This window comes from Paraplanobispora siamensis (assembly GCF_016863175.1).
In the GTDB taxonomy this organism is placed as follows: Bacteria; Actinomycetota; Actinomycetes; order Streptosporangiales; family Streptosporangiaceae; genus Planobispora; species Planobispora siamensis.
In genome coordinates, this window is the sequence record NZ_BOOJ01000030.1 from 108,230 (window position 1) to 126,748 (window position 18,519).

The following is an 18,519-nucleotide window of genomic DNA, read 5'->3' on the forward strand; positions in this document are numbered from 1 at the left end:
CGTGTCGCAGCGGCGGGCCCGCGCCACGGTCACGCCGTGTCGCAGCGGCGGGCCCGCGCCACGGTCACGCCGTGTTGCGGTGGTAGATGAGCCGGAGCCCGATCAGCGTCAGCCACGGTTCGTGCACGTCGACCGAGGCCGCCTCGCCCACCACCAGCGGCGCCGCCCCGCCCGTCGCGACCACGGTCACGTCGTCGGGGTCGTCGGCCAGCTCGGCGGCCATCCGCTCCACGATCCCGTCCACCTGCCCGGCGAACCCGTAGATGATGCCCGACTGGAGCGCCTCGACCGTGTTCTTGGCGATCACCGACCGGGGCCGGACCAGCTCCACCTTGTGCAGCTGCGCCCCGGCGGCGGCCAGCGCGTCCACCGAGATCTCGATGCCGGGCGCGGTGACGGCCCCGACGTACTCCCCCTTGGCGGAGACGGCGTCGAAGGAGGTGGCGGTGCCGAAGTCGACGATGATGCACGGCCCGCCGTACAGCTGGATGGCCGCCAGCGCGTTGACGATCCGGTCGCTGCCGACCTCCTTGGGGTTGTCCATCCGGACCGGCACCCCGGTGCGGATGCCGGGCTCCACGATCACCGCGGTGACGTCGCCGTAGTAACGGCGGCACATCTCACGCATCTCGTTGAGCACCGACGGCACCGTGGAGCAGATCGCGATGCCGTCGACGTCGGCTCCCTTGAGCAGCGGCGACTGGGCGAGCAGCCCCTGCAGCACGACCGCGATCTCGTCGGCCGTGCGCCGGGCGTCGGTGGCGATCCGCCAGTGCTCGATCACCTCTTCACCCTCGAACAGGCCGAGAACGGTGTGCGTGTTGCCGACGTCGATGGCGAGCAGCATCAATTCCCCCGAAGGTCCAAGGCGATGTCCAGGGCCGGAGCCGAGTGCGTGAGGGCGCCCACGGCAAGGTAGTCGACGCCAGTTTCGGCTACATCACGGGCCGATTCCAAGGTCAACCCCCCACTGGACTCCAGCCGCGCCCTGCCGTTGACGAGCCGTACGGCCTCCGCCAGCTCGGGGACCGTGAAGTTGTCCAGCAGGATCTCCTGCGCCCCCTCCGCCAGCACCGGCTCGATCTGGTCGATCCGGTCGACCTCCACCTCGATCGGCAGGCCGGGATAGGCCGCCCGTACCGCCCTGAACGCCTCCGCCACACCGCCGGCCGCCACCACGTGATTGTCCTTGATCAGCGCGGCGTCCGACAACGACATGCGGTGGTTGACTCCGCCGCCCGCGCGCACGGCGTACTTCTCCAGCGCGCGCAGGCCCGGCAGGGTCTTGCGGCTGTCGCGGACGCGGGCCCCGGTCCCCTCGACCGCCCGGACCCACCTGCCGGTGAGGGTGGCGATGCCGGACAGGTGGGTGAGCAGGTTCAGCGCCGTCCGCTCGGCCGTCAGCAGGTCCCTGGTGGTGCCGGTGACGGTCATCAGCACGTCCCCCCGGCTCACCCGCTCGCCGTCCTTGACGTGCCGCTCGGCGCGGCCCGCGCCGAACCGGGCGAAGACCGCCTCCGCGACCGCCAGTCCCGCGACCACGCCGTCGGCCCGCGCCACCACGTCGGCGACCGCGACCTGCCCCGCGGGGATCGTGGCGATGCTCGTCACGTCCCCCGCCTCCTGCAGGTCCTCGCGGAGCGCCGTCTCGATCAGCGCCCCCACCTCGGCGGGGTCGAGCCCCGCCGCGGCCAGGTCGTCGGCCACGTGCGCGGGCATGGCGGCCTCGGCGTGCGGGCGGTAGCTCATGGTCAGTCCCTCTCCTGTCAGGGTCACGTCGAGATGGCTCAGCCACCGGGCGTCGTCGCGCTCGGGGAAGTCCTCCCGCCAGTGTGACCCGCGGGTCTCCTCGCGGGCGCGGGCGGCCTGCACCAGCGCGGTGGCCACGGTCAGCAGGTTGGTGGTCTCCCAGGCCTCCGTGCACGGCTCGACGGCCACCGGCGTCCAGCGGGCGTTCAGCAGGGCGCGGCTCACCTCGTCGAGACTCTCACCGCTGCGCAGCACGCTCGCGCCCCGGCTCATGTGTCCCTGGATCCTGGTCCGGGCCCGGGGGTCCACCAGGCCGGTGGGGCGCCCGTCGGTCACCGGCTCACCGGACACCGGGCGCGCCGCCCCCGGCGCGCGCCGCGCGTGGATGTCTGCGGCGATCCGCTCGGCGAAGACCAGGCCCTCCAGCAGCGAGTTGGAGGCCAGCCGGTTGGCGCCGTGCACGCCGGTGCAGGCGACCTCCCCGCAGGCGTACAGGCCCGGCACGCTGGTACGGCCGTGCAGGTCGACGCGGACGCCGCCGCTGGCGTAGTGGGCGGCCGGGGCGACCGGGATGGGCCGGGTGACCGGGTCGATGCCGTGCTCCAGGCAGACCGCGTGGATGGTGGGGAAGCGGGTGCGCCACTTCTCCCCGCCGAAGTGGCGGGCGTCGAGGTACATGTGATCGGCGCCCGTCTCGCGCATCCGCCGCATGATCGCCTTGGCCACCACGTCGCGGGGCGCGAGGTCTGCCAGCTCGTGCACGTCCTGCATGAATCGGACCCCGTCGGCGTCGACGAGCACCGCGCCCTCGCCGCGGACCGCCTCGGAGATCAGCGGCTGCTGGCCGGTGGAGCCCTCGCCGAGCCACAGCACGGTCGGGTGGAACTGGACGAACTCCAGGTCCCTGACGACGGCCCCGGCCCGCAGCGCGAGCGCCACCCCGTCCCCGGTGGAGACCAGCGGATTGGTCGTGGCGGCGTAGACCTGGCCCATGCCGCCGGTGGCGAGCACCACGGCCGGCGAACGCACCGCGCCCACGCCGTCGCGCGTGCCCTCGCCCATGACGTGCAGCGTCAGCCCCGCGGTCCGGCCCTCGGCGTCCTTGAGCAGGTCGAGGACGAGAGCGTGCTCGATCACCTCGACCCCGGCCTCGCGGACCGCGGCGATGAGCGCCCGCTGCACCTCCGCGCCGGTGGCGTCGCCGCCCGCGTGCACGATGCGGTTGCGCCGGTGGCCGCCCTCCCGCGTGAGCTGGAGCTCGCCGGAGGCGTCGGTGTCGAAGCGGGCGCCCGCCGCGATCAGACGGCGCAGCGCGTCCGGCCCCTCGGTCACCAGCACCCGGACCGCCTCCTCGTCGCAGAGGCCGACCCCGGCGATGAGCGTGTCGGACAGGTGCTCGGCCGGGGTGTCCTCGGGATCGAGCACGGCGGCGATGCCGCCCTGCGCCCAGCGCGTGGAGCCCGCCGACAGCACGTCCTTGGTGACGACCAGGACCCTGGCCCCCGGGTCGAGCGCGGTGTGCCGCAGAGCCAGCGTCAGACCGGCGATCCCCGATCCCACCACCACCACGTCCGCCTCGACCGTCCACCCGGGCTCCGGCGCCGTCAGCCGCTGGGGAATGGCCGGGATGCTCATTGCCGCCTCCTGTGTTGATGGCGACGCTGCGCGTCGCAGGCTCGGGGGCGGCTTGATCCGGCTCCCGCCCTCGTCACGTCCTCGCTCCGGGCGTTCCTCGGTTGGTTCACCGGCGCTCCCTCGCGGGGGACCGTGAATTTCGTCAACATGACGATAACGCCCGGCGCGACGCGGCTCTTCCCCGGGGCGCTCGATTACCCGTTCATCCCGGTCACGGCTGTGTTCGATGGCGACGTACGGCACCGGCCGCCCGATCACCATGACCGGCCCTCCCGACGGCGCCGGTACGGCGGGGAGCCGTACCGGGCCTGCCGGCGCCGCTGTACGGCGGGCACCACGGAATGGCCGGGGCCGGGGTCAGCCGGCGATGAGGTCGCCTCGGAGGTCCTCGGCGCCGGGGACGGGCTCGGCGAGGTCGTCGCCGAGGTCCACGATCCGGTTGTCGCGGTCGACGTGGACCACGCGGGGGCGGAAGGTCCTGGCCTCGGCGTCCTCCATCTGGCCGTAGGCGATGATGATGACCAGGTCGCCCTGGTGGACGAGCCGGGCGGCGGCCCCGTTGACGCCGATGACCCCGGATCCGCGGGGCCCGGCGATGGTGTAGGTGACCAGGCGGGCGCCGTTGTCGATGTCGACCACGTGGACCTGCTCCCCGGGCAGCAGCCCGGCGGCGTCCAGCAGGTCCTCGTCGATGGTGATCGATCCCACGTAGTGCAGGTCGGCCTGGGTGACGGTGGCACGGTGGATCTTGGAGGTCAGCATGGTTCGGAGCATGCGACGTTCGCCTTTCTCAAGGTCGCGCCGCCCGAGGGCGTGCACGCCGGACAGGGAGAGGAATCAGGCTATAGATCGGGCCCGCGTGAGGACAACACCGCCGATCAGCCCAGCGTGAGGACAACGTTGTCGATCAGGCGTGTAGTCCCGACCCGGGCCGCGACGGCCAGGACCGCCTCCCCGGTGTGGTCGTCGCCCACCTCGGCGAAGGTCGCCGGGTCCACCAGGATCAGATAGTCGACGTCCGCCGCGGGCTCGGCGTCGAGTACGGCGCGCGCCGCCCGCACGATCTCCGCCGGCTTGCTCTCGCGCTCGCCCGCGAACAGCGCCCGCGACAGCGCGAGGGCCGCGGTCCGGTCCTGGGGCGACAGATAGCGGTTGCGGCTCGACAGCGCCAGGCCGTCGGGCTCGCGGACCGTCGGCGCGCCCACGACGGAGACCGGCACGTCGAGGTCGGCGACCATCCGGCGGATCAGCGCCAGCTGCTGGGCGTCCTTGCGCCCGAACACCGCCACGTCCGGCCGCACCAGGTTGAACAGCTTGAGCACCACGGTCAGCACGCCGTCGAAGTGCCCCGGCCGGAACGCGCCCTCGGCGATCGTGCCCATCGCCCCCGCCGACACGCTCACCTGGCGGTCCGGCAGGTACAGGTCCTCCGCGGAGGGGGCGAAGACGACGCCCACGCCCTCGGCGGCGCAGATCTCCAGGTCGGCCTCGAACGTCCGGGGATAACGGGAGTAGTCCTCACCGGGCCCGAACTGCAGCGGGTTGACGAAGATGCTGACCGCGACGTGCTCGGCCAGCTCCCGGGCCTGCCGCATGAGCGAGCGGTGGCCCTCGTGCAGGGCGCCCATCGTCGGCACCAGCGCGAGCGCCGGGGGCCCGTCGGGGCGGCCGGGGCCGCCGATCCCGAGGGTCCGCCGGGCCTCGGCCAGCTCGGCGCGGTCCCCGGCAACGATCACGTCCATATGTTTCCTCCCAGGGCGTCCAGGAGGCGCTCGGCCGCCTCGGGCTTGAGCAGCCCCGCCGCGAGCGCCCGGTCCGCCGTGAGCCTAGCGAGGGCCACATAGGCGTCGGCCGCCTCGGGGGCGGCCAGGATCAACGCGTCCACGTGTCTGCGCACCGTTCCGGCGTCGCCGCGGACCACCGGGCCGGTCAGCCCGGAGATGCCGAGCCGGAGCACGTTGTCCAGGGCGGCGCCCAGGAGCGGCCCGAGCATCCGGCCGGGGTCGTCCACGCCGATCTTCTGCAGCAGGTCGGAGGACTCGGCGACGAGCGTGACCATGTGGTTGGCCGCACCGGCCAGGGCCGCGTGGTAGAGCGCCCGGTCCTTCTCCTCGATCCAGACCGGCTCGCCCTCCATCTCGATGACCAGCGCCTCGGCCACCATGCGGAGCTGGTCGGGCGCGGTCACCCCGAACGAGATGCCGGTCATGCGGCTGAGGTCGTCGTCGCTCCCGGTGAAGGTCATCACCGGGTGCAGGGCCAGCGGCAGCGCGCCCGCCTTCGTCGCGGGGTTCAGCACGGCCAGGCCGTAGGCGCCGCTGGTGTGCACCAGCAGCTTGCCGCGCAGCTCGACGCCGGTCTCGGCCAGACCCACCACCAGGTCGGGCAGCACGTCGTCGGGGACCGTCAGCAGGACGAGGTCGGCCTTGGCCACCACGTCCTCGGGGTTGCTGGGGGCCAGGCCCAGCCTGTCGGCCACCCGGTTCCTGGAGGCGTCGGAGACTCCGCTGGCGGCCACCACCCGATGACCCGCGCGCGCGAGCGCCGCGCCGAGCACCGAGCCCACCCGTCCGGCTCCGAGCACTCCGACTGCCAGCCGTGCCGGGCGATCGTCTGTGTGCATGACGTCCCGTCCTTCGACCACCTGGGGCTTCTGCACCCAGTTGACCAGCGTAACGGGCCAACGGCTCGTAACCGTGTCGCGGCGTGGTGTAAGACGGCGGCGGGCGCCGAGCCGGGGCACGTGGCCCGGCGCCCGCCGGGAACCCGGCCGGCCGAGAGGCGACACGGACCGCGCCCGCTGGGGGAGCGGGCCGGGACGCGATCGCCGCCGGTAATGCCACGGTAACGCAAAGTCATGGCAACGTGTAGTCATCACTTCGCCCCGCGTGTCACGGCGAGCCCATCACCAAGACCATCACCGTCCCCGCCCGCTCCGGGTAACGTCTGCTGTCATGTGGCTCCCCTGGCGTGTCGCGATGGAGCGTGCCCTCTACGGTGAGAACGGCTTCTACCTCCGCGAACGCCCCTCCGGGCACTTCCGGACGTCGGTGGTCGCCTCCCCGGTCTTCGCCGAGGCCCTGCTGCGCGAGCTGCTCGCGGTGGACGACGCGCTCGGCCGGCCGCCGTCCGTCGACCTGGTCGACATCGGCGCGGGCGACGGCGCTCTCGCTGCCGGGATCACGGCCGCGGCTCCCCCGCACCTGCGGGCCAGGCTGCGGGTGACCGCGGTGGACCTGGCCCCGCGGCCGGCCCGGTTGCCCGAGGAGATCGCCTGGGCCGCGACGCCCCCGGAGAGCATCCACGGGCTGGTGATCGCCAACGAGTGGCTGGACAACGTCCCGGTGGACGTCGCCGAGCAGACCCCGGACGGCCCCCGGCTGGTGACGGTCGATCCGTCGACCGGTGAGGAGCGGCTCGGGCAGGCGCCGGAAGCGGCCGATCTGGCCTGGCTGGAGTGCTGGTGGCCGATGCGGGCGGCCGGGGAGCGCGCGGAGATCGGCAGGCCGCGCGACGAGGCCTGGGCCTCGGTGGCCGTACGGCTGGCGCGGGGCCGGGCGATCGCCGTCGACTACGCCCACCGGGCGGATGGGCGCCCGCCGTACGGCACCCTGACCGGCTACCGCGACGGCGCGACCGTCGCGCCCGTCCCCGACGGCTCGTGCGACATCACCGCGCACGTCGCCCTGGACGCCTGCGCGGCGGCGGGAGAGCGGACCGGAGCGGTCACGACGGCCCTGACCACGCAGCGCGAGGCCCTGCGTGCCCTGGGCGTCACCGGGGCCCGGCCGCCGGCCGACCACGCCCGCACCGACCCGCGCGGCTACCTCCACGCCCTGGCGAGGGCCTCACAGGAGGGCGAGCTGATCGACCCGCACGGCCTGGGCGGTTTCGGATGGCTCGTCCAGACACGCCCATGACCGCCCCGGCCGCCCGAAATGGACGGCGGAGCGGCCGGGCATGAGGCCGAAGCGCCCGGGGACACGACGCGGCGGAGACCCGGACTGCGGGCCGCCGGCGGGGACGCGGATCGCGACCCGGCGGCTCAGACGCGGACCTGGAGCGATTCCAGGCCGCGGATGATGTAACCCGGTCCCCACGCCGGCTCGGCGGCGAGCTCCATCTTCGGGGCCGCACGCAGCAGGGCGCCGAACGACTCGGCGAGCTCGATGCGGGCCAGCGGCGCGCCGAGGCAGAAGTGGATGCCCGCGCCGAAGGAGATGTGCGGGTTGTCCCTGCGGCCCACGTCGAAGCGCTCGGGCTCGTCGAACACCTCGGGGTCGCGGTTGGCCGAGCCGAACAGCAGCGCCACCTCGGTCCCGCGCGGGATGTCCACCCCGCCGACCGAGATGTCCTCGAGCACCCAGCGCTCGAACATCTGCAGCGGGGTGTCCCACCGCATCATCTCCTCGACCGCGGTCGGCAGCAGGCCGTGGTCGGCGCGCAGGCGCTCCAGCTCGGCGGGGTTGCGGAACAGCGACCACCAGCCGTTGCCGGTGACGTTGACGGTGGCCTCGTGCCCGGCGTTGAGCAGCAGCACGCAGGTGCCGACCAGCTCCTCCTCGGTCAGCGTGTCGCCCTCGTCGGTCACCTGCGCGAGCGCGCTGATGAGGTCGTCGCCCGGATCGGCCCTGCGCGCGCGGGCCAGCTCCACGAGATAGTCGGAGAACTCCGAGGCGGCGCGCACGGCCGTGTGCTGGGCCCCGATCGAGGGGTTGAGCTCGTACATCCCGCAGATGTCGGCCGACCAGGGCCGCAGCAGGTGACGGTCGGCCTCCGGCACGCCGAGCATCTCGGCGATCACGGTCACCGGGAGCGGCTCGGCCACCTCGGCGATCAGGTCTCCCCCGCCGCGCTCGACGAAGCGGTCCACCAGCCCCCCGGCGATCTCGGCGATCTTGGGGCGCAGCGCCTCGACCATGCGGGGGGTGAAGGCCTTGGACACCAGCCGCCGCAGCCGCGTGTGGACCGGCGGCTCGACGTCGAGCATGCCGGCCCGGATCACCCTCCAGAAGGGCTCCTGGAACTCGGGGTCGTCGGGCCGGCCGAACTCCGCGTGGGTCGCGACGTGCAGGTAGGAGCGGCCGAGCCTGCGATCGCGCAGCAGCGCGTTGACGTCGGCGTGCCGGGCGATCAGCCACTGGCCGGTCGGCTCGAAGAAGCTGACCGGCCGTTCCCGCCTGAGCTCGTCGTAGACGTCGTAGGGATGGGCGACGAATTCCGGATTCCATGGATCAAAGCGCACCAAGTCATCGTAATCCGGACCCCGGCTCCGGTAGAGCCCGCTACCGGTCAGGGCGCCGCGGGCTTGTCCTCCTCGTACCGGTGGTGCAGATCGACCGGCTTGTCCGCGTTCGCCTTGGTGCGCATCCGGATGTTGAGCAGCTCCACCACGAGCGAGAAGGCCATCGCGAAGTAGATGTAGCCCTTGGGGATGTGCTGGCCGAGGCCCTCGGCGAGCAGCACGACGCCGATCAGGACCAGGAAGGACAGGGCGAGCATCTTGATGCTCGGGTGCTTCTCGACGAAGCGGCTGATCGGCCCGGACGCGACCAGCATCACGATGACCGAGACGATGACGGCCGCGATCATGACGCCGATCTCGTCCACCATGCCGACCGCGGTGATCACCGAGTCGAGCGAGAACACGATGTCCAGGATCATGATCTGGATGATCACCGCGGTGAAGGAGGCGGCGACCTTGCCGCTGGCGTGGCCGGACTTGCCCTCCAGGCTGTCGTGCATCTCGAAGACGCTCTTGCCCAGCAGGAAGAGTCCTCCGAGGATCAGGATCAGATCCCGGCCCGAGATCTCCTGCCCCAGGACCTCGAAGAGCGGGGAGGTGAGCCGTACCACCCACGACAGCGCCAGCAGCAGCGCCAGCCGGCTGATCAGCGCCGCCGCCAGGCCCAGCCGGCGCGCGCTGTCCCGCTGCTCGGGCGGGAGCTTGCCCGCCAGGATCGAGATGAAGATGACGTTGTCGATGCCCAGGACGATCTCCAGGCCGACAAGGGTGAGAAACCCTATCCAGATCTGTGGGTCGGTCACCCAGTCCATCGTTCTCTCCTCTGTGGAACCGCGTCACGGGCCGCTGACACCACGTCACTCATCCGGGTCACTCATGCGGCGTCACGTCCCAAGACGATCGGGAGACGCGATGAGTTCCTTGCCCGGGAAGTGATCCGCATATCGCCCGCGGACTTGCAAAACCGGGCCGGGTGATGGTTATAGTTCGGCCGTAGGTCATGAGTGCCAGTGACAAGCCCCGGCTCGCTGGCCGGCAACCCTCGCGCTCGCGGCGGGGTGCCCCGGGTGAGGACCTGGTCCGGCACGAGGTGTGCCGGGCAAGCGCGGGCTCCACGCACCAACGCCATGGCTTGGGGTCCGATGACCTCCGAGGAGTCTGGCGTGTCCGTACTCAGCATCTTCACCGCCGCCGCCACCGCCGCCACCGCCCCTGCGGCCTCCGCCGTCCCCGCCGCGCGGCCCTCCGGGGAGCGTGAGATCCCCGCGGTGCTCGGCGCCGACCTGGAGGTCCCGGTCAAGGGCGGCAGGCTCGTCCCCTACGCCAACCTCGACTACGCCGCCAGCGCGCCGTGTCTGGAGCCGGTGAGCGCCGCCGTCGCCGCCGCGCTCCCAGCCTACTCCAGCGTCCACCGCGGCGCCGGCTACGCCTCCCAGCTCACCACGGCCCGCTACGAGCAGGCCCGGCACACCGTCCGCGCCTTCACCGGGGCCCGCCCCGGCGACGCGGTGATCTTCACCCGCAACACCACCGACGCCACGAACCTGCTGGCCAGGTCCCTGCCCGAGGGGACCACCGTCGTGGTCTTCGACACCGAGCACCACGCCTCCCTGCTGCCCTGGACGGACCCGGTACGGCTGGCGCCCCCCGCCTTCCCCGGCGAGGCCGTCCGCGCGGCCGACGCGGCCCTGGAGGGGATCGAAGGCCCGGCGCTGCTGGTGGTGACCGCCGCCTCCAACGTCACCGGGGAGCTGTGGCCGATCGCCGCCCTGGCCCACATCGCCCACCGCCACGGCGCGCGCATCCTGGTCGACGCCGCCCAGCTCGCCCCGCACCGCCCCCTCAACCTGACCGCGCTCGACCTGGACTACGTGGTCTTCTCCGGCCACAAGCTCTACGCCCCGTTCGGCACGGGCGTGCTCGTCGGCCGGCCCGACTGGCCGGCCGCGGCGGAGCCGTACCTCAAGGGCGGCGGCGCGGTGCGGGCCGTGAACGGCGGCGCGACGGCCCCGGACCCGGACGCGCCGGAGGTCGAGTGGCACGACGACCCCGAGGCCCGGCACGAGGCGGGCACCCCGAACGTCCTGGGCGCCGTCGCCCTGGCCGCCGCCTGCGACGCGCTGACCGCCACCGGCTGGAGCGCGCTGGTCCGCGAGGAGGAGCGGCTGCTCGCCCGCCTGCGCGCCGGGCTCGCCGCCGTCGAGGGCGTGCACGAGCTGTCCCTGTGGGGTCCCGACCACCCCCGCGTCGGCATCGTCTCCTTCGTGGTGGACGGCTTCACCGCCCGCGAGGTCGCTGAGGCGCTGTCGAACGAGTACGGCATCGGCGTGCGCGACGGGAAGTTCTGCGCCCACCCCTTCGTCCGCCACCTCCTGGGTGCCAAGGACGGCGGCTGCGACGACGTCACCGCCTCCGCCGTACGCGCCTCCATCGGCATCGGCACCACCGACGAGCACGTCGACCGTCTGCTCGCCGCCCTCGCCGACCTCACCTCCCGCCGGGGGTGACCCGTCCCGGGCCGGTGTATGGGCGCGGGGACGGGGGCGTGGCAGCATGGCCCCTATGACGGAACGGATCGTGGGCATCGGGGCGGGCGCGAGCGCGGTCGGCGGCAAGGAGCTCGCCACCGAGGACATGATCCTCAACATCGGGCCGCAGCACCCCTCCACGCACGGCGTCCTGAGGCTCCGGCTCGTCCTGGACGGCGAGCGGATCAGCGCGGCCGAGCCGATCGTGGGCTACATGCACCGCGGCGCGGAGAAGCTGTTCGAGGTCCGCGACTACCGGCAGATCATCGTGCTGGCCAACCGGCACGACTGGCTGTCGGCCTTCGCCAACGAGCTGGGCGTGGTCCTGGCCGTGGAGCGCATGCTCGGCATGGAGGTGCCGGTCAGGGCCGTGTGGACCAGGACCCTGATGGCCGAGCTCAACCGGGTGCTCAGCCACCTGATGTTCCTCGGCTCCTACCCGCTGGAGCTGGGCGCGATCACCCCGCTCTTCTACGCCTTCCGGGAGCGCGAGACCCTCCAGGCCGTCATGGAGGAGATCTCCGGCGGCCGCATGCACTACATGTTCAACAGGGTCGGCGGCCTGAAGGAGGAGATCCCCGAGGGCTGGACGGACCGGGCCGCCCGCGCGGTGGCGGACGTGCGGCGGCGCCTGCCCGACATCGAGGACCTGATCTCCGGCAACGAGATCTTCCTGGCCCGCACGGTCGGCGTGGGCGTCCTCGCCCGGGAGCAGATCATGCAGTACGGCGTGAGCGGCCCCATCGCCCGCGCCTCGGGGGTGGACCTCGACCTGCGGCGCGACGAGCCCTACCTGGCCTACGGCGAGCTGCCGGTGAAGGTCGTCACCCGGTCCGCCGGAGACTGCCACGCCCGGTTCGAGGTGCTGCTGGAGCAGGTGAAGGTCTCCCTGGACCTGGCGGACGCCTGCCTGGAACGGCTCCGCGAGCTGCCCCCCGGCCCGGTCAACCAGCGCCTGCCCAAGGTGCTCAAGGTCCCCGAGGGTCACACCTACGCCTGGACGGAGAACCCGCTGGGCATCAACGGCTACTATCTCGTCTCTCGCGGCGAGAAGACCCCGTGGCGGATGAAGCTCCGCTCGGCCTCCTTCAACAACATCCAGGTGCTGCGCGAGATGCTCCCCGGCAACCTGGTCGCCGACATGGTCGCCATCCTGGGCTCGATGTTCTTCGTCGTCGGCGACATCGACAAGTGACCCGCCCGCGCCGTCACCGGCGGGTGTCGGCGTCGGGGTCCTTGGGCACCCTGCAGCAGTGCTCCAGGTACAGGGCGGCGCAGACCAGCACCACGCAGGCGGCGAACGAGCCGCCGGTGACGAAGAAGTCGCGGCGCGGGGACTCCTCGCTGAGCAGCTCCGCCGTGTAGAGGGCGAACCCGCCGAAGATCCCGGCGAAGACCGCACCGCCGTAGGCCGAGGCCTTGGCCAGGGCGGCCAGCCGGGCCACGGCCAGCGGCTCCACCGGCTTGGTGTCCGGCTTGCGCTGGATCCTGGCCCTGGTCATCCACCCGGTGTAGGCCTCGCCGATGGCCAGCAGCAGGACGGTCGGGATCGCCGTCCAGGGCACCTTGGGCAGGGAGATGTACAGCGGCTTCAGCGCCGCCCAGGTGAGGATGGCCACGACGACGGTGAGCCCGACGAGCACACCGGGACGGCTCGGCCTCATTCGGGCGCCTGCAGGGTCAGGTCGGGGCAGAGCCGGACGTATCCCTTGTCGAGCCCGGCCAGCAGCTCGGCCACCGACCGGCCGCCCAGCACCGCCTCGGGGTCGGCTTGGAGCCAGGGGACGAGCACGAACGCGCGCTCGTGGGCCCGGGGGTGGGGAAGGGTCAGGAGCGGGTCGCCGGAGACGACGTCGCCCACCGTGATCAGATCGACGTCCAGGGTGCGCGCCCCCCAGCGCTCCACCCGGACCCGGCCGAAGGCGTTCTCCACACCCTGTGCACGATCGAGCAGCGCCCGGGGTTCCAGGGAGGTCTCGGCGATCACGACGGCGTTGAGGTAGGGGCCCTGCTCGGGGCCGCCGACCGGATCGGTCTCGTAGACGGGCGACACGGCGGTGAAGCGCAGCCCCGGGGCGTCGAACAGCGCGTCGATCGCACCCTGGAGCGTCTCGAAGCGGTCGCCCAGGTTGCTGCCCAGCGCCAGCACGGCCCTCATGCCCGGCTCCTGGTGATCGTCACGACCACGTCGTCGAAGGGCAGCGGGATCGGGGCGGCGGGCTTGTGCACGCTCACCTCGGCCGCCTCGACGAGCTCCCGGGCCAGGCAGACCTCGGCCAGCCGCTGGGCCAGGGTCTCGATGAGGTCGACCGGCTCCCCCGCCACGACCTTCACCAGGTCCTCGGCCAGCTCCCCGTAGTGCACCGTCTTGGTGAGGTCGTCCCCCGCCGCCGCGGGCGCCGTGTCGAGGAAGAGCGTGACGTCCACGACGAACTCCTGGCCGAGCTCGCGCTCCGCCGCCAGCACGCCGTGCCGTCCCCTGGCCCGCAGCCCTCTGAGGCTGATCCGATCGCGCGTCACGAGGTCTCCTCTTCCTCCTCCTCGTCGCCCTGCAGCACCGGCGAGCCGTGGTGCAGCCAGAGCCGCCAGCCCTCCGGGGTCCTGACGAAGGTGTTGCTCGCCACGACCTTTCCCGCCGCGAAGCTGGACTCACCTTCGTCGCCCGCGGTGAGGATGTTCTCCTCGCAGGTCAGTACGGCGACGTCGCCGAAGACCATGACCCGCACATCGGTCAGCACGAACTGGATGTAGGGCGTGTTGGCCATGATGAGCGCCCACGAGCGCAGCACCTCGGCCCGGCCGGTCACGATCGGCCAGCCCGGGTGCACGCAGCTCACCTGCCGGCCGTCGATCTCCTCGGCCCAGATCTCGGTCATCCGGTCGAGGTCGGCGTTCTCGATGGCGGTGTAGAAGGCCTGGTTGACCGTCTCCACGGCCGCGATGTCGACGCTCATGCTCTCGCTTTCCGGACTGCGGCGGCCACTCGGACGGCGTCCGCGTTCGGGCCCACGTCATGCACTCGCACGCACCACGCCCCCGCGTGCGCGGCCAGGGCGGTCACCGCCAGCGTGGCGTCGTCGCTGCGGTCGAACGGGCGCGGGGCGCCGTCCGGCCCGGCCAGCAGGCGGCCGAGGAAACGCTTGCGGGACGCGCCGATGAGCAGCGGGTAGCCCAGCTCGGCGAGCCGGTCGATCCCCGCCAGCAGCGCCCAGTTGTGCTCGGGGTTCTTGGAGAAGCCCAGGCCGGGGTCCAGCACGATCTGGCTCTCCGCGACCCCCTCGGCCAGCACGGAGGCCACCCGCTTGGCGAGCTCCTCGCGCACCTCGGCCACGACGTCGCCGTAGACCGCCCGGCTGTCCATGCTGTGGCTGTGACCCCGCCAGTGCATCACGACGTACGGCACGCCGGAGGCGGCCACCACCCGCGGCATGTCGGGGTCGGCCAGGCCGCCGCTGACGTCGTTGACCAGCCTGGCCCCGGCCTCCACCGCCACCTGGGCGACCTCGGCCCGCATGGTGTCCACGCTCACCGTGACGCCCTCCCGGGCCAGCGCCCGGATGACCGGCTCGACCCGGGCCAGCTCCTCCTCCAGCGACACCCGCGCCGCTCCCGGCCGGGTGGACTCACCGCCGACGTCGACGATGTCGGCCCCCTGCCCGACCAGCTCCAGGCCGTGGCGCACGGCGGCCTCGGGATCGAACCAGAGCCCGCCGTCGGAGAAGGAGTCGGGGGTCACGTTGACCACGCCCATCACCAGACAGCGGGACGGGTCGTCCCCTCCGGGCAACGCGTGCGAGGTCGTCATGCGGCCAAGCCTAGGCGGTCGTACGGAACGAACCGGCGCGCGGGCCCGGCTTGCGGATAACGAATCGGCAGCCCCAAGGCGATCAGCGGAGGATCAGGGCCATCGCCTCGGCGCGGGTCTTGTCGCTGTCGCGGAACATCCCGCGGACGGCCGAGGTGGTGGTCTTGGCGCCGGGCTTGCGGACACCGCGCATGGTCATGCACAGGTGCTCGCACTCGATCACCACGATCACCCCCCGCGGCTCCAGCACCCGCATGAGCGCGTCGGCGATCTGCGAGGTCATCCGCTCCTGGACCTGGGGCCGCCGGGCGTAGACGTCGACCAGGCGGGCGAGCTTGGACAGTCCGGTCACCTGGCCCTTGTCGTTCGGGATGTAGCCGACGTGGGCGAGCCCGTGGAAGGGGACCAGGTGGTGCTCGCAGGTCGAGTAGACCTCGATGTCGCGCACCAGGATCATCTCGTCGTGGTCGACGTCGAAGACCTTGGTCAGCACGTCCTCGGGGACCTGCCCCAGCCCGGCGAACTGCTCGCTGTAGGCGCGGGCGACGCGGGCCGGGGTGTCCTGGAGCCCGTCACGGTCGGGGTCCTCACCGATCGCGATCAGGATCTCGCGGACGGCCTTCTCGATCCGGGCGTGGTCCACCTGAAGCGGCTCACGCCCGATCTCGTCGTCCTCGAGTGGCTCACGGCCCACGTCAGTTACCGTCCAGCGGGGCGACGTCCGGGTGTCCGGCGCCCGCGGGGAGCGCGCCGTTGCCGGCCTGCTCCTTCGGCGTCAGGATCGGCGGGCGGTTGGAGGGCAGCCGCTTGCCGTACCCGGAGTAGGACGGGCGGTGCTCCTTGACGACCACCGGCGCGAAGATCTGCAGCACCTGCTCGCGGGAGAGGGTCTCCTTCTCCATGAGCTCCAGCACCAGGTTGTCGAGCACGTCGCGGTACTCGACGAGGATCTCCCACGCCTGGTCGTGCGCCGTCTCGATGAGGCGGCGCACCTCCTCGTCGATCGTGGAAGCGATCTTCTCGGAGTAGTCGCGCTCGTGGCCCATCTCGCGGCCCAGGAAGACCTCGGCCTGGCCGGTGCCGAACTTGCGGGCGCCGAGCTGCTCGCTCATGCCGTACTCGGTGACCATGCGGCGGGCGATGGAGGTCGCCTTCTCGATGTCGTTGGAGGCGCCCGTGGTGGGCTCGTGGAACACGAGCTCCTCCGCGGTGCGGCCGCCCAGCAGCATCGCGAGCTGGTCCATCATCTCCGAGCGGGTCGCCAGGAACTTGTCCTCCATCGGCAGCGTCATCGTGTAACCGAGGGCGCGGCCGCGGGACAGGATCGTGATCTTGTGAACCGGGTCGGAGTTGGGCAGCGCGTGCGCGACCAGGGCGTGACCGCCCTCGTGGTACGCGATGATCTTCTTCTCCTGGTCGGACATGACCCGGGTCTTGCGCTCGGGGCCGGCCATGACGCGGTCGATGGCCTCCTCGAGGATCTCCATGGTGATCAGCTTCTGGTCGGCGCGCGCGGTGAGCAGCGCGGCCTCGTTGATCACGTTGGCCAGGTCGGCGCCGGTGAAGCCGGGCGTCCGGCGGGCGATGACGTCGAGGTCGACGCCCTCGGCGAAGGGCTTGCCGCGGCCGTGGACGCGCAGGATGCCCTTGCGGCCCTCCAGGTCGGGACGGTCGACGGTGACCTGGCGGTCGAAGCGGCCCGGACGCAGCAGCGCCGGGTCGAGGATGTCGGGCCGGTTGGTCGCGGCGATGAGGATCACGCCGCCCTTGACGTCGAAGCCGTCCATCTCCACGAGCAGCTGGTTCAGCGTCTGCTCGCGCTCGTCGTGACCGCCGCCGAGACCGGCGCCGCGGTGACGGCCCACCGCGTCGATCTCGTCGATGAAGATGATCGCCGGGGCGTTCGCCTTGGCCTGCTCGAACAGGTCGCGGACACGCGAGGCGCCGACACCGACGAACATCTCGACGAAGTCCGAACCGGAGATCGAGTAGAACGGCACGCCGGCCTCACCGGCGACGGCCCTGGCGAGCAGGGTCTTACCGGTTCCGGGCGGGCCGTACAGCAGGACGCCCTTGGGGATCTTGGCGCCGATCGCCTGGAACTTGGCCGGGGCCTGCAGGAACTCCTTGATCTCCTGGAGCTCCTCGATGGCCTCGTCGGCGCCCGCGACGTCGGCGAAGGTGGTGCGGGGGGTGTCCTTGCTGATGAGCTTGGCCTTGGACTTGCCGAAGCTCATGACCCGGGAGCCGCCGCCCTGCATCTGGTTCATGATGAACAGGAAGATCAGCACGATGATGACGATCGGCAGGAAGCTCACCAGGAGGCCGAGGAGGAAGTTCTCCTTCGGCACGTCGACGGTGTAGCCCTTGGGCAGCTTGCCGGCGTTCTCCGCCGTCTCGAGCTTGTCGGTGAGCTGCACGCCCTGGCCGGTCACCCAGGAGGAGTAGTAGCGCTTGCCGTCGGTCAGAGTGACCTCGATGCGCTGCTCCTTGTCAGTGATCTTCGCGTTGGAGACCTTGCCCTCGTCGATCCAGCTGACGATCTTCGAGGTGTCGGTCTTCTCGAAGTTGCCGTCACTGCTCCACATCGTGGTGACGAGCAGAAGCAGCACGACGATGCCCAGGATCCACAGCAGTGGCCCACGTGTAAATCGCTTGAGATCCATCCGATGCGGAACCCCGGCGGGCCCGTCCCTTCCTGACCAAAGCCTCAACCCCGGGCGGACCCGGGGCTCGCGGTATCCCTAACCGCTCCAACTGACTACCCAGAGATGACCCGAAGGCACCTCGTGGTCGTCCGAAGGTACACCGGTGTGACGCGCAGGGTAACCGCCCGGGCGACACCGGCTCTGCCTTACCCAACGTACGTCAGGCAGGCCCGTGTTCCCCGTCGCTATGGCTAATGTCGCGTTTCGAGTTATATGCGACCTGGCACACTTCGCGCAGGGCGTATTTCAGCCGGCCCCATACACGTGGGGGGCGAGCGTCCCGATAAAGGGAAGGTTGCGGTAGCGCTCCGCATAGTCGAGGCCGTACCCGATGACGAACTCGTTCGGGATGTCGAACCCGACGTAGCGCACGTCGATCGGGACCTTGATGGCCTCCGGCTTGCGCAGCACGGTGCAGATCTCGACGGAGGCCGGGTTGCGCGACTTCAGGTTCTGCATGAGCCAGGACAGGGTGAGGCCGGAGTCGATGATGTCCTCGACGACCAGCACGTGCCGTCCGGCGATGTCGGTGTCCAGGTCCTTCAGGACGCGGACGACACCGGAGGACTTGGTGCCCGCGCCGTAGGACGACACGGCCATCCAGTCCATCTGGACCGGCAGGTGCAGCGCCCTGGCCAGGTCGGCCATGGCCATGACCGCGCCCTTGAGCACGCCCACGATCAGGAGGTCCTTGCCCGCGTAGTCCTCGTCGATCTGGCCGGCGAGCTCCTTGATCTTGGCCTGGAGCTCTTCCTCCGAAATGAGGACCTTCGCGAGGTCCTTGCCCATGTCGGCTGCGTCCACCTGGGATTTCCTTACAAGACGAGGCGTGGGGTGATCGGTCGCGGG

Annotated in this window: 18 protein-coding genes and 1 riboswitch; of the genes, 3 read left to right on the forward strand and 15 right to left on the reverse strand. The window is 71.7% G+C overall.

Going from position 1 to position 18,519, the window contains the following annotated elements; all coding sequences use genetic code 11:
* Positions 1-64 precede the first annotated feature (64 nt).
* The 5 genes from Psi01_RS17980 to Psi01_RS18000 all read right to left on the reverse strand — a co-directional run bounded on the left by Psi01_RS17980 (position 65) and on the right by Psi01_RS18000 (position 6,007).
* On the reverse strand, positions 65-847 hold the full coding sequence (locus Psi01_RS17980; RefSeq protein ID WP_204065184.1) for a type III pantothenate kinase: 783 nt from the start codon (positions 845-847) through the stop codon (positions 65-67).
* A complete protein-coding gene (locus tag Psi01_RS17985; protein WP_204065185.1) occupies positions 847-3,384 on the reverse strand; it encodes an L-aspartate oxidase in 2,538 nt (845 codons plus the stop codon). Before Psi01_RS17985 ends, Psi01_RS17980 begins: the two co-directional genes overlap by 1 nt.
* Positions 3,385-3,741: 357 nt before the next feature.
* Complete coding sequence (panD, locus tag Psi01_RS17990; protein WP_204065186.1) at positions 3,742-4,158, reverse strand: aspartate 1-decarboxylase; 417 nt, start codon at positions 4,156-4,158, stop codon at positions 3,742-3,744.
* A 104-nt stretch (positions 4,159-4,262) separates the two neighbouring features.
* The gene (panC, locus tag Psi01_RS17995; RefSeq protein ID WP_204065187.1) at positions 4,263-5,126 is read right to left on the reverse strand and encodes a pantoate--beta-alanine ligase; all 864 of its coding nucleotides are present in this window, start codon (positions 5,124-5,126) and stop codon (positions 4,263-4,265) included.
* Positions 5,117-6,007 (reverse strand): Rossmann-like and DUF2520 domain-containing protein, encoded by an 891-nt coding sequence (locus Psi01_RS18000; protein WP_204065188.1) that lies wholly within the window; start codon positions 6,005-6,007, stop codon positions 5,117-5,119. Before Psi01_RS18000 ends, panC begins: the two co-directional genes overlap by 10 nt.
* A 331-nt stretch (positions 6,008-6,338) precedes the next feature.
* On the opposite strand from Psi01_RS18000, the gene Psi01_RS18005 reads away from it, so the two are divergent.
* On the forward strand, positions 6,339-7,304 hold the full coding sequence (locus Psi01_RS18005; RefSeq protein ID WP_204065189.1) for an SAM-dependent methyltransferase: 966 nt from the start codon (positions 6,339-6,341) through the stop codon (positions 7,302-7,304).
* Between the two features lie 125 nt (positions 7,305-7,429).
* Here Psi01_RS18005 and Psi01_RS18010 read toward each other — a convergent pair whose 3' ends face one another.
* A complete protein-coding gene (locus Psi01_RS18010; protein WP_204065190.1) occupies positions 7,430-8,629 on the reverse strand; it encodes a cytochrome P450 in 1,200 nt (399 codons plus the stop codon).
* Between the two features lie 47 nt (positions 8,630-8,676).
* On the reverse strand, positions 8,677-9,441 hold the full coding sequence (locus Psi01_RS18015; RefSeq protein ID WP_204065191.1) for a TerC family protein: 765 nt from the start codon (positions 9,439-9,441) through the stop codon (positions 8,677-8,679).
* Between the two features lie 184 nt (positions 9,442-9,625).
* A riboswitch (SAM riboswitch) is annotated at positions 9,626-9,741 on the forward strand.
* A 51-nt stretch (positions 9,742-9,792) separates the two neighbouring features.
* Here Psi01_RS18015 and Psi01_RS18020 point away from each other — a divergent pair.
* The gene (locus tag Psi01_RS18020) at positions 9,793-11,136 is read left to right on the forward strand and encodes an aminotransferase class V-fold PLP-dependent enzyme (protein ID WP_239127805.1); all 1,344 of its coding nucleotides are present in this window, start codon (positions 9,793-9,795) and stop codon (positions 11,134-11,136) included.
* A 55-nt stretch (positions 11,137-11,191) separates the two neighbouring features.
* Positions 11,192-12,352: an NADH-quinone oxidoreductase subunit D gene (locus Psi01_RS18025; RefSeq protein WP_204065193.1), complete on the forward strand. Its 1,161-nt coding sequence runs from the start codon at positions 11,192-11,194 to the stop codon at positions 12,350-12,352.
* 13 nt (positions 12,353-12,365) lie between these two features.
* Here the strand turns inward: Psi01_RS18025 and Psi01_RS18030 are convergent, their stop codons facing one another.
* The 8 genes from Psi01_RS18030 to hpt all read right to left on the reverse strand — a co-directional run bounded on the left by Psi01_RS18030 (position 12,366) and on the right by hpt (position 18,474).
* Positions 12,366-12,821 carry a DUF3180 domain-containing protein gene (locus Psi01_RS18030; RefSeq protein WP_204065194.1) on the reverse strand — a complete coding sequence of 152 codons (456 nt, stop codon included), beginning with the start codon at positions 12,819-12,821 and terminating at the stop codon, positions 12,366-12,368.
* Positions 12,818-13,315 (reverse strand): 2-amino-4-hydroxy-6-hydroxymethyldihydropteridine diphosphokinase, encoded by a 498-nt coding sequence (folK, locus tag Psi01_RS18035; RefSeq protein ID WP_204065195.1) that lies wholly within the window; start codon positions 13,313-13,315, stop codon positions 12,818-12,820. Before folK ends, Psi01_RS18030 begins: the two co-directional genes overlap by 4 nt.
* A complete protein-coding gene (folB, locus tag Psi01_RS18040) occupies positions 13,312-13,677 on the reverse strand; it encodes a dihydroneopterin aldolase (protein WP_204065196.1) in 366 nt (121 codons plus the stop codon). The genes folK and folB overlap by 4 nt, the downstream gene beginning before the upstream one ends.
* Positions 13,674-14,111 carry a nuclear transport factor 2 family protein gene (locus tag Psi01_RS18045; RefSeq protein ID WP_204065197.1) on the reverse strand — a complete coding sequence of 146 codons (438 nt, stop codon included), beginning with the start codon at positions 14,109-14,111 and terminating at the stop codon, positions 13,674-13,676. Before Psi01_RS18045 ends, folB begins: the two co-directional genes overlap by 4 nt.
* Positions 14,108-14,962 carry a dihydropteroate synthase gene (gene folP / locus Psi01_RS18050; protein WP_373872499.1) on the reverse strand — a complete coding sequence of 285 codons (855 nt, stop codon included), beginning with the start codon at positions 14,960-14,962 and terminating at the stop codon, positions 14,108-14,110. Before folP ends, Psi01_RS18045 begins: the two co-directional genes overlap by 4 nt.
* Positions 14,963-15,044: 82 nt before the next feature.
* Positions 15,045-15,656 carry a GTP cyclohydrolase I FolE gene (gene folE / locus Psi01_RS18055; RefSeq protein WP_373872500.1) on the reverse strand — a complete coding sequence of 204 codons (612 nt, stop codon included), beginning with the start codon at positions 15,654-15,656 and terminating at the stop codon, positions 15,045-15,047.
* Position 15,657: 1 nt separating this feature from the next.
* Entirely contained in the window at positions 15,658-17,628 is a 1,971-nt protein-coding gene (gene ftsH, locus Psi01_RS18060; protein ID WP_204065198.1) for an ATP-dependent zinc metalloprotease FtsH, read from the reverse strand.
* A 288-nt stretch (positions 17,629-17,916) separates the two neighbouring features.
* Positions 17,917-18,474, reverse strand: a complete 558-nt coding sequence (hpt, locus tag Psi01_RS18065; RefSeq protein ID WP_239127806.1) for a hypoxanthine phosphoribosyltransferase — start codon at positions 18,472-18,474, stop codon at positions 17,917-17,919.
* Positions 18,475-18,519 lie beyond the last annotated feature (45 nt).

Excerpts from the sequence above, each read along its gene's own strand:
- Psi01_RS17980 (WP_204065184.1), bottom strand. The coding sequence starts at position 847 with ATGCTGCTCGCCATCGACGTCGGCAACACGCACACCGTTCTCGGCCTG.
- Psi01_RS17985 (WP_204065185.1), bottom strand. The coding sequence starts at position 3,384 with ATGAGCATCCCGGCCATTCCCCAGCGGCTGACGGCGCCGGAGCCCGGG.
- panD (WP_204065186.1), bottom strand. The coding sequence starts at position 4,158 with ATGCTCCGAACCATGCTGACCTCCAAGATCCACCGTGCCACCGTCACC.
- panC (WP_204065187.1), bottom strand. The coding sequence starts at position 5,126 with ATGGACGTGATCGTTGCCGGGGACCGCGCCGAGCTGGCCGAGGCCCGG.
- Psi01_RS18000 (WP_204065188.1), bottom strand. The coding sequence starts at position 6,007 with ATGCACACAGACGATCGCCCGGCACGGCTGGCAGTCGGAGTGCTCGGA.
- Psi01_RS18005 (WP_204065189.1), top strand. The coding sequence starts at position 6,339 with ATGTGGCTCCCCTGGCGTGTCGCGATGGAGCGTGCCCTCTACGGTGAG.
- Psi01_RS18015 (WP_204065191.1), bottom strand. The coding sequence starts at position 9,441 with ATGGACTGGGTGACCGACCCACAGATCTGGATAGGGTTTCTCACCCTT.
- Psi01_RS18025 (WP_204065193.1), top strand. The coding sequence starts at position 11,192 with ATGACGGAACGGATCGTGGGCATCGGGGCGGGCGCGAGCGCGGTCGGC.
- Psi01_RS18030 (WP_204065194.1), bottom strand. The coding sequence starts at position 12,821 with ATGAGGCCGAGCCGTCCCGGTGTGCTCGTCGGGCTCACCGTCGTCGTG.
- folK (WP_204065195.1), bottom strand. The coding sequence starts at position 13,315 with ATGAGGGCCGTGCTGGCGCTGGGCAGCAACCTGGGCGACCGCTTCGAG.
- Psi01_RS18045 (WP_204065197.1), bottom strand. The coding sequence starts at position 14,111 with ATGAGCGTCGACATCGCGGCCGTGGAGACGGTCAACCAGGCCTTCTAC.
- folP (WP_373872499.1), bottom strand. The coding sequence starts at position 14,962 with ATGACGACCTCGCACGCGTTGCCCGGAGGGGACGACCCGTCCCGCTGT.
- ftsH (WP_204065198.1), bottom strand. The coding sequence starts at position 17,628 with ATGGATCTCAAGCGATTTACACGTGGGCCACTGCTGTGGATCCTGGGC.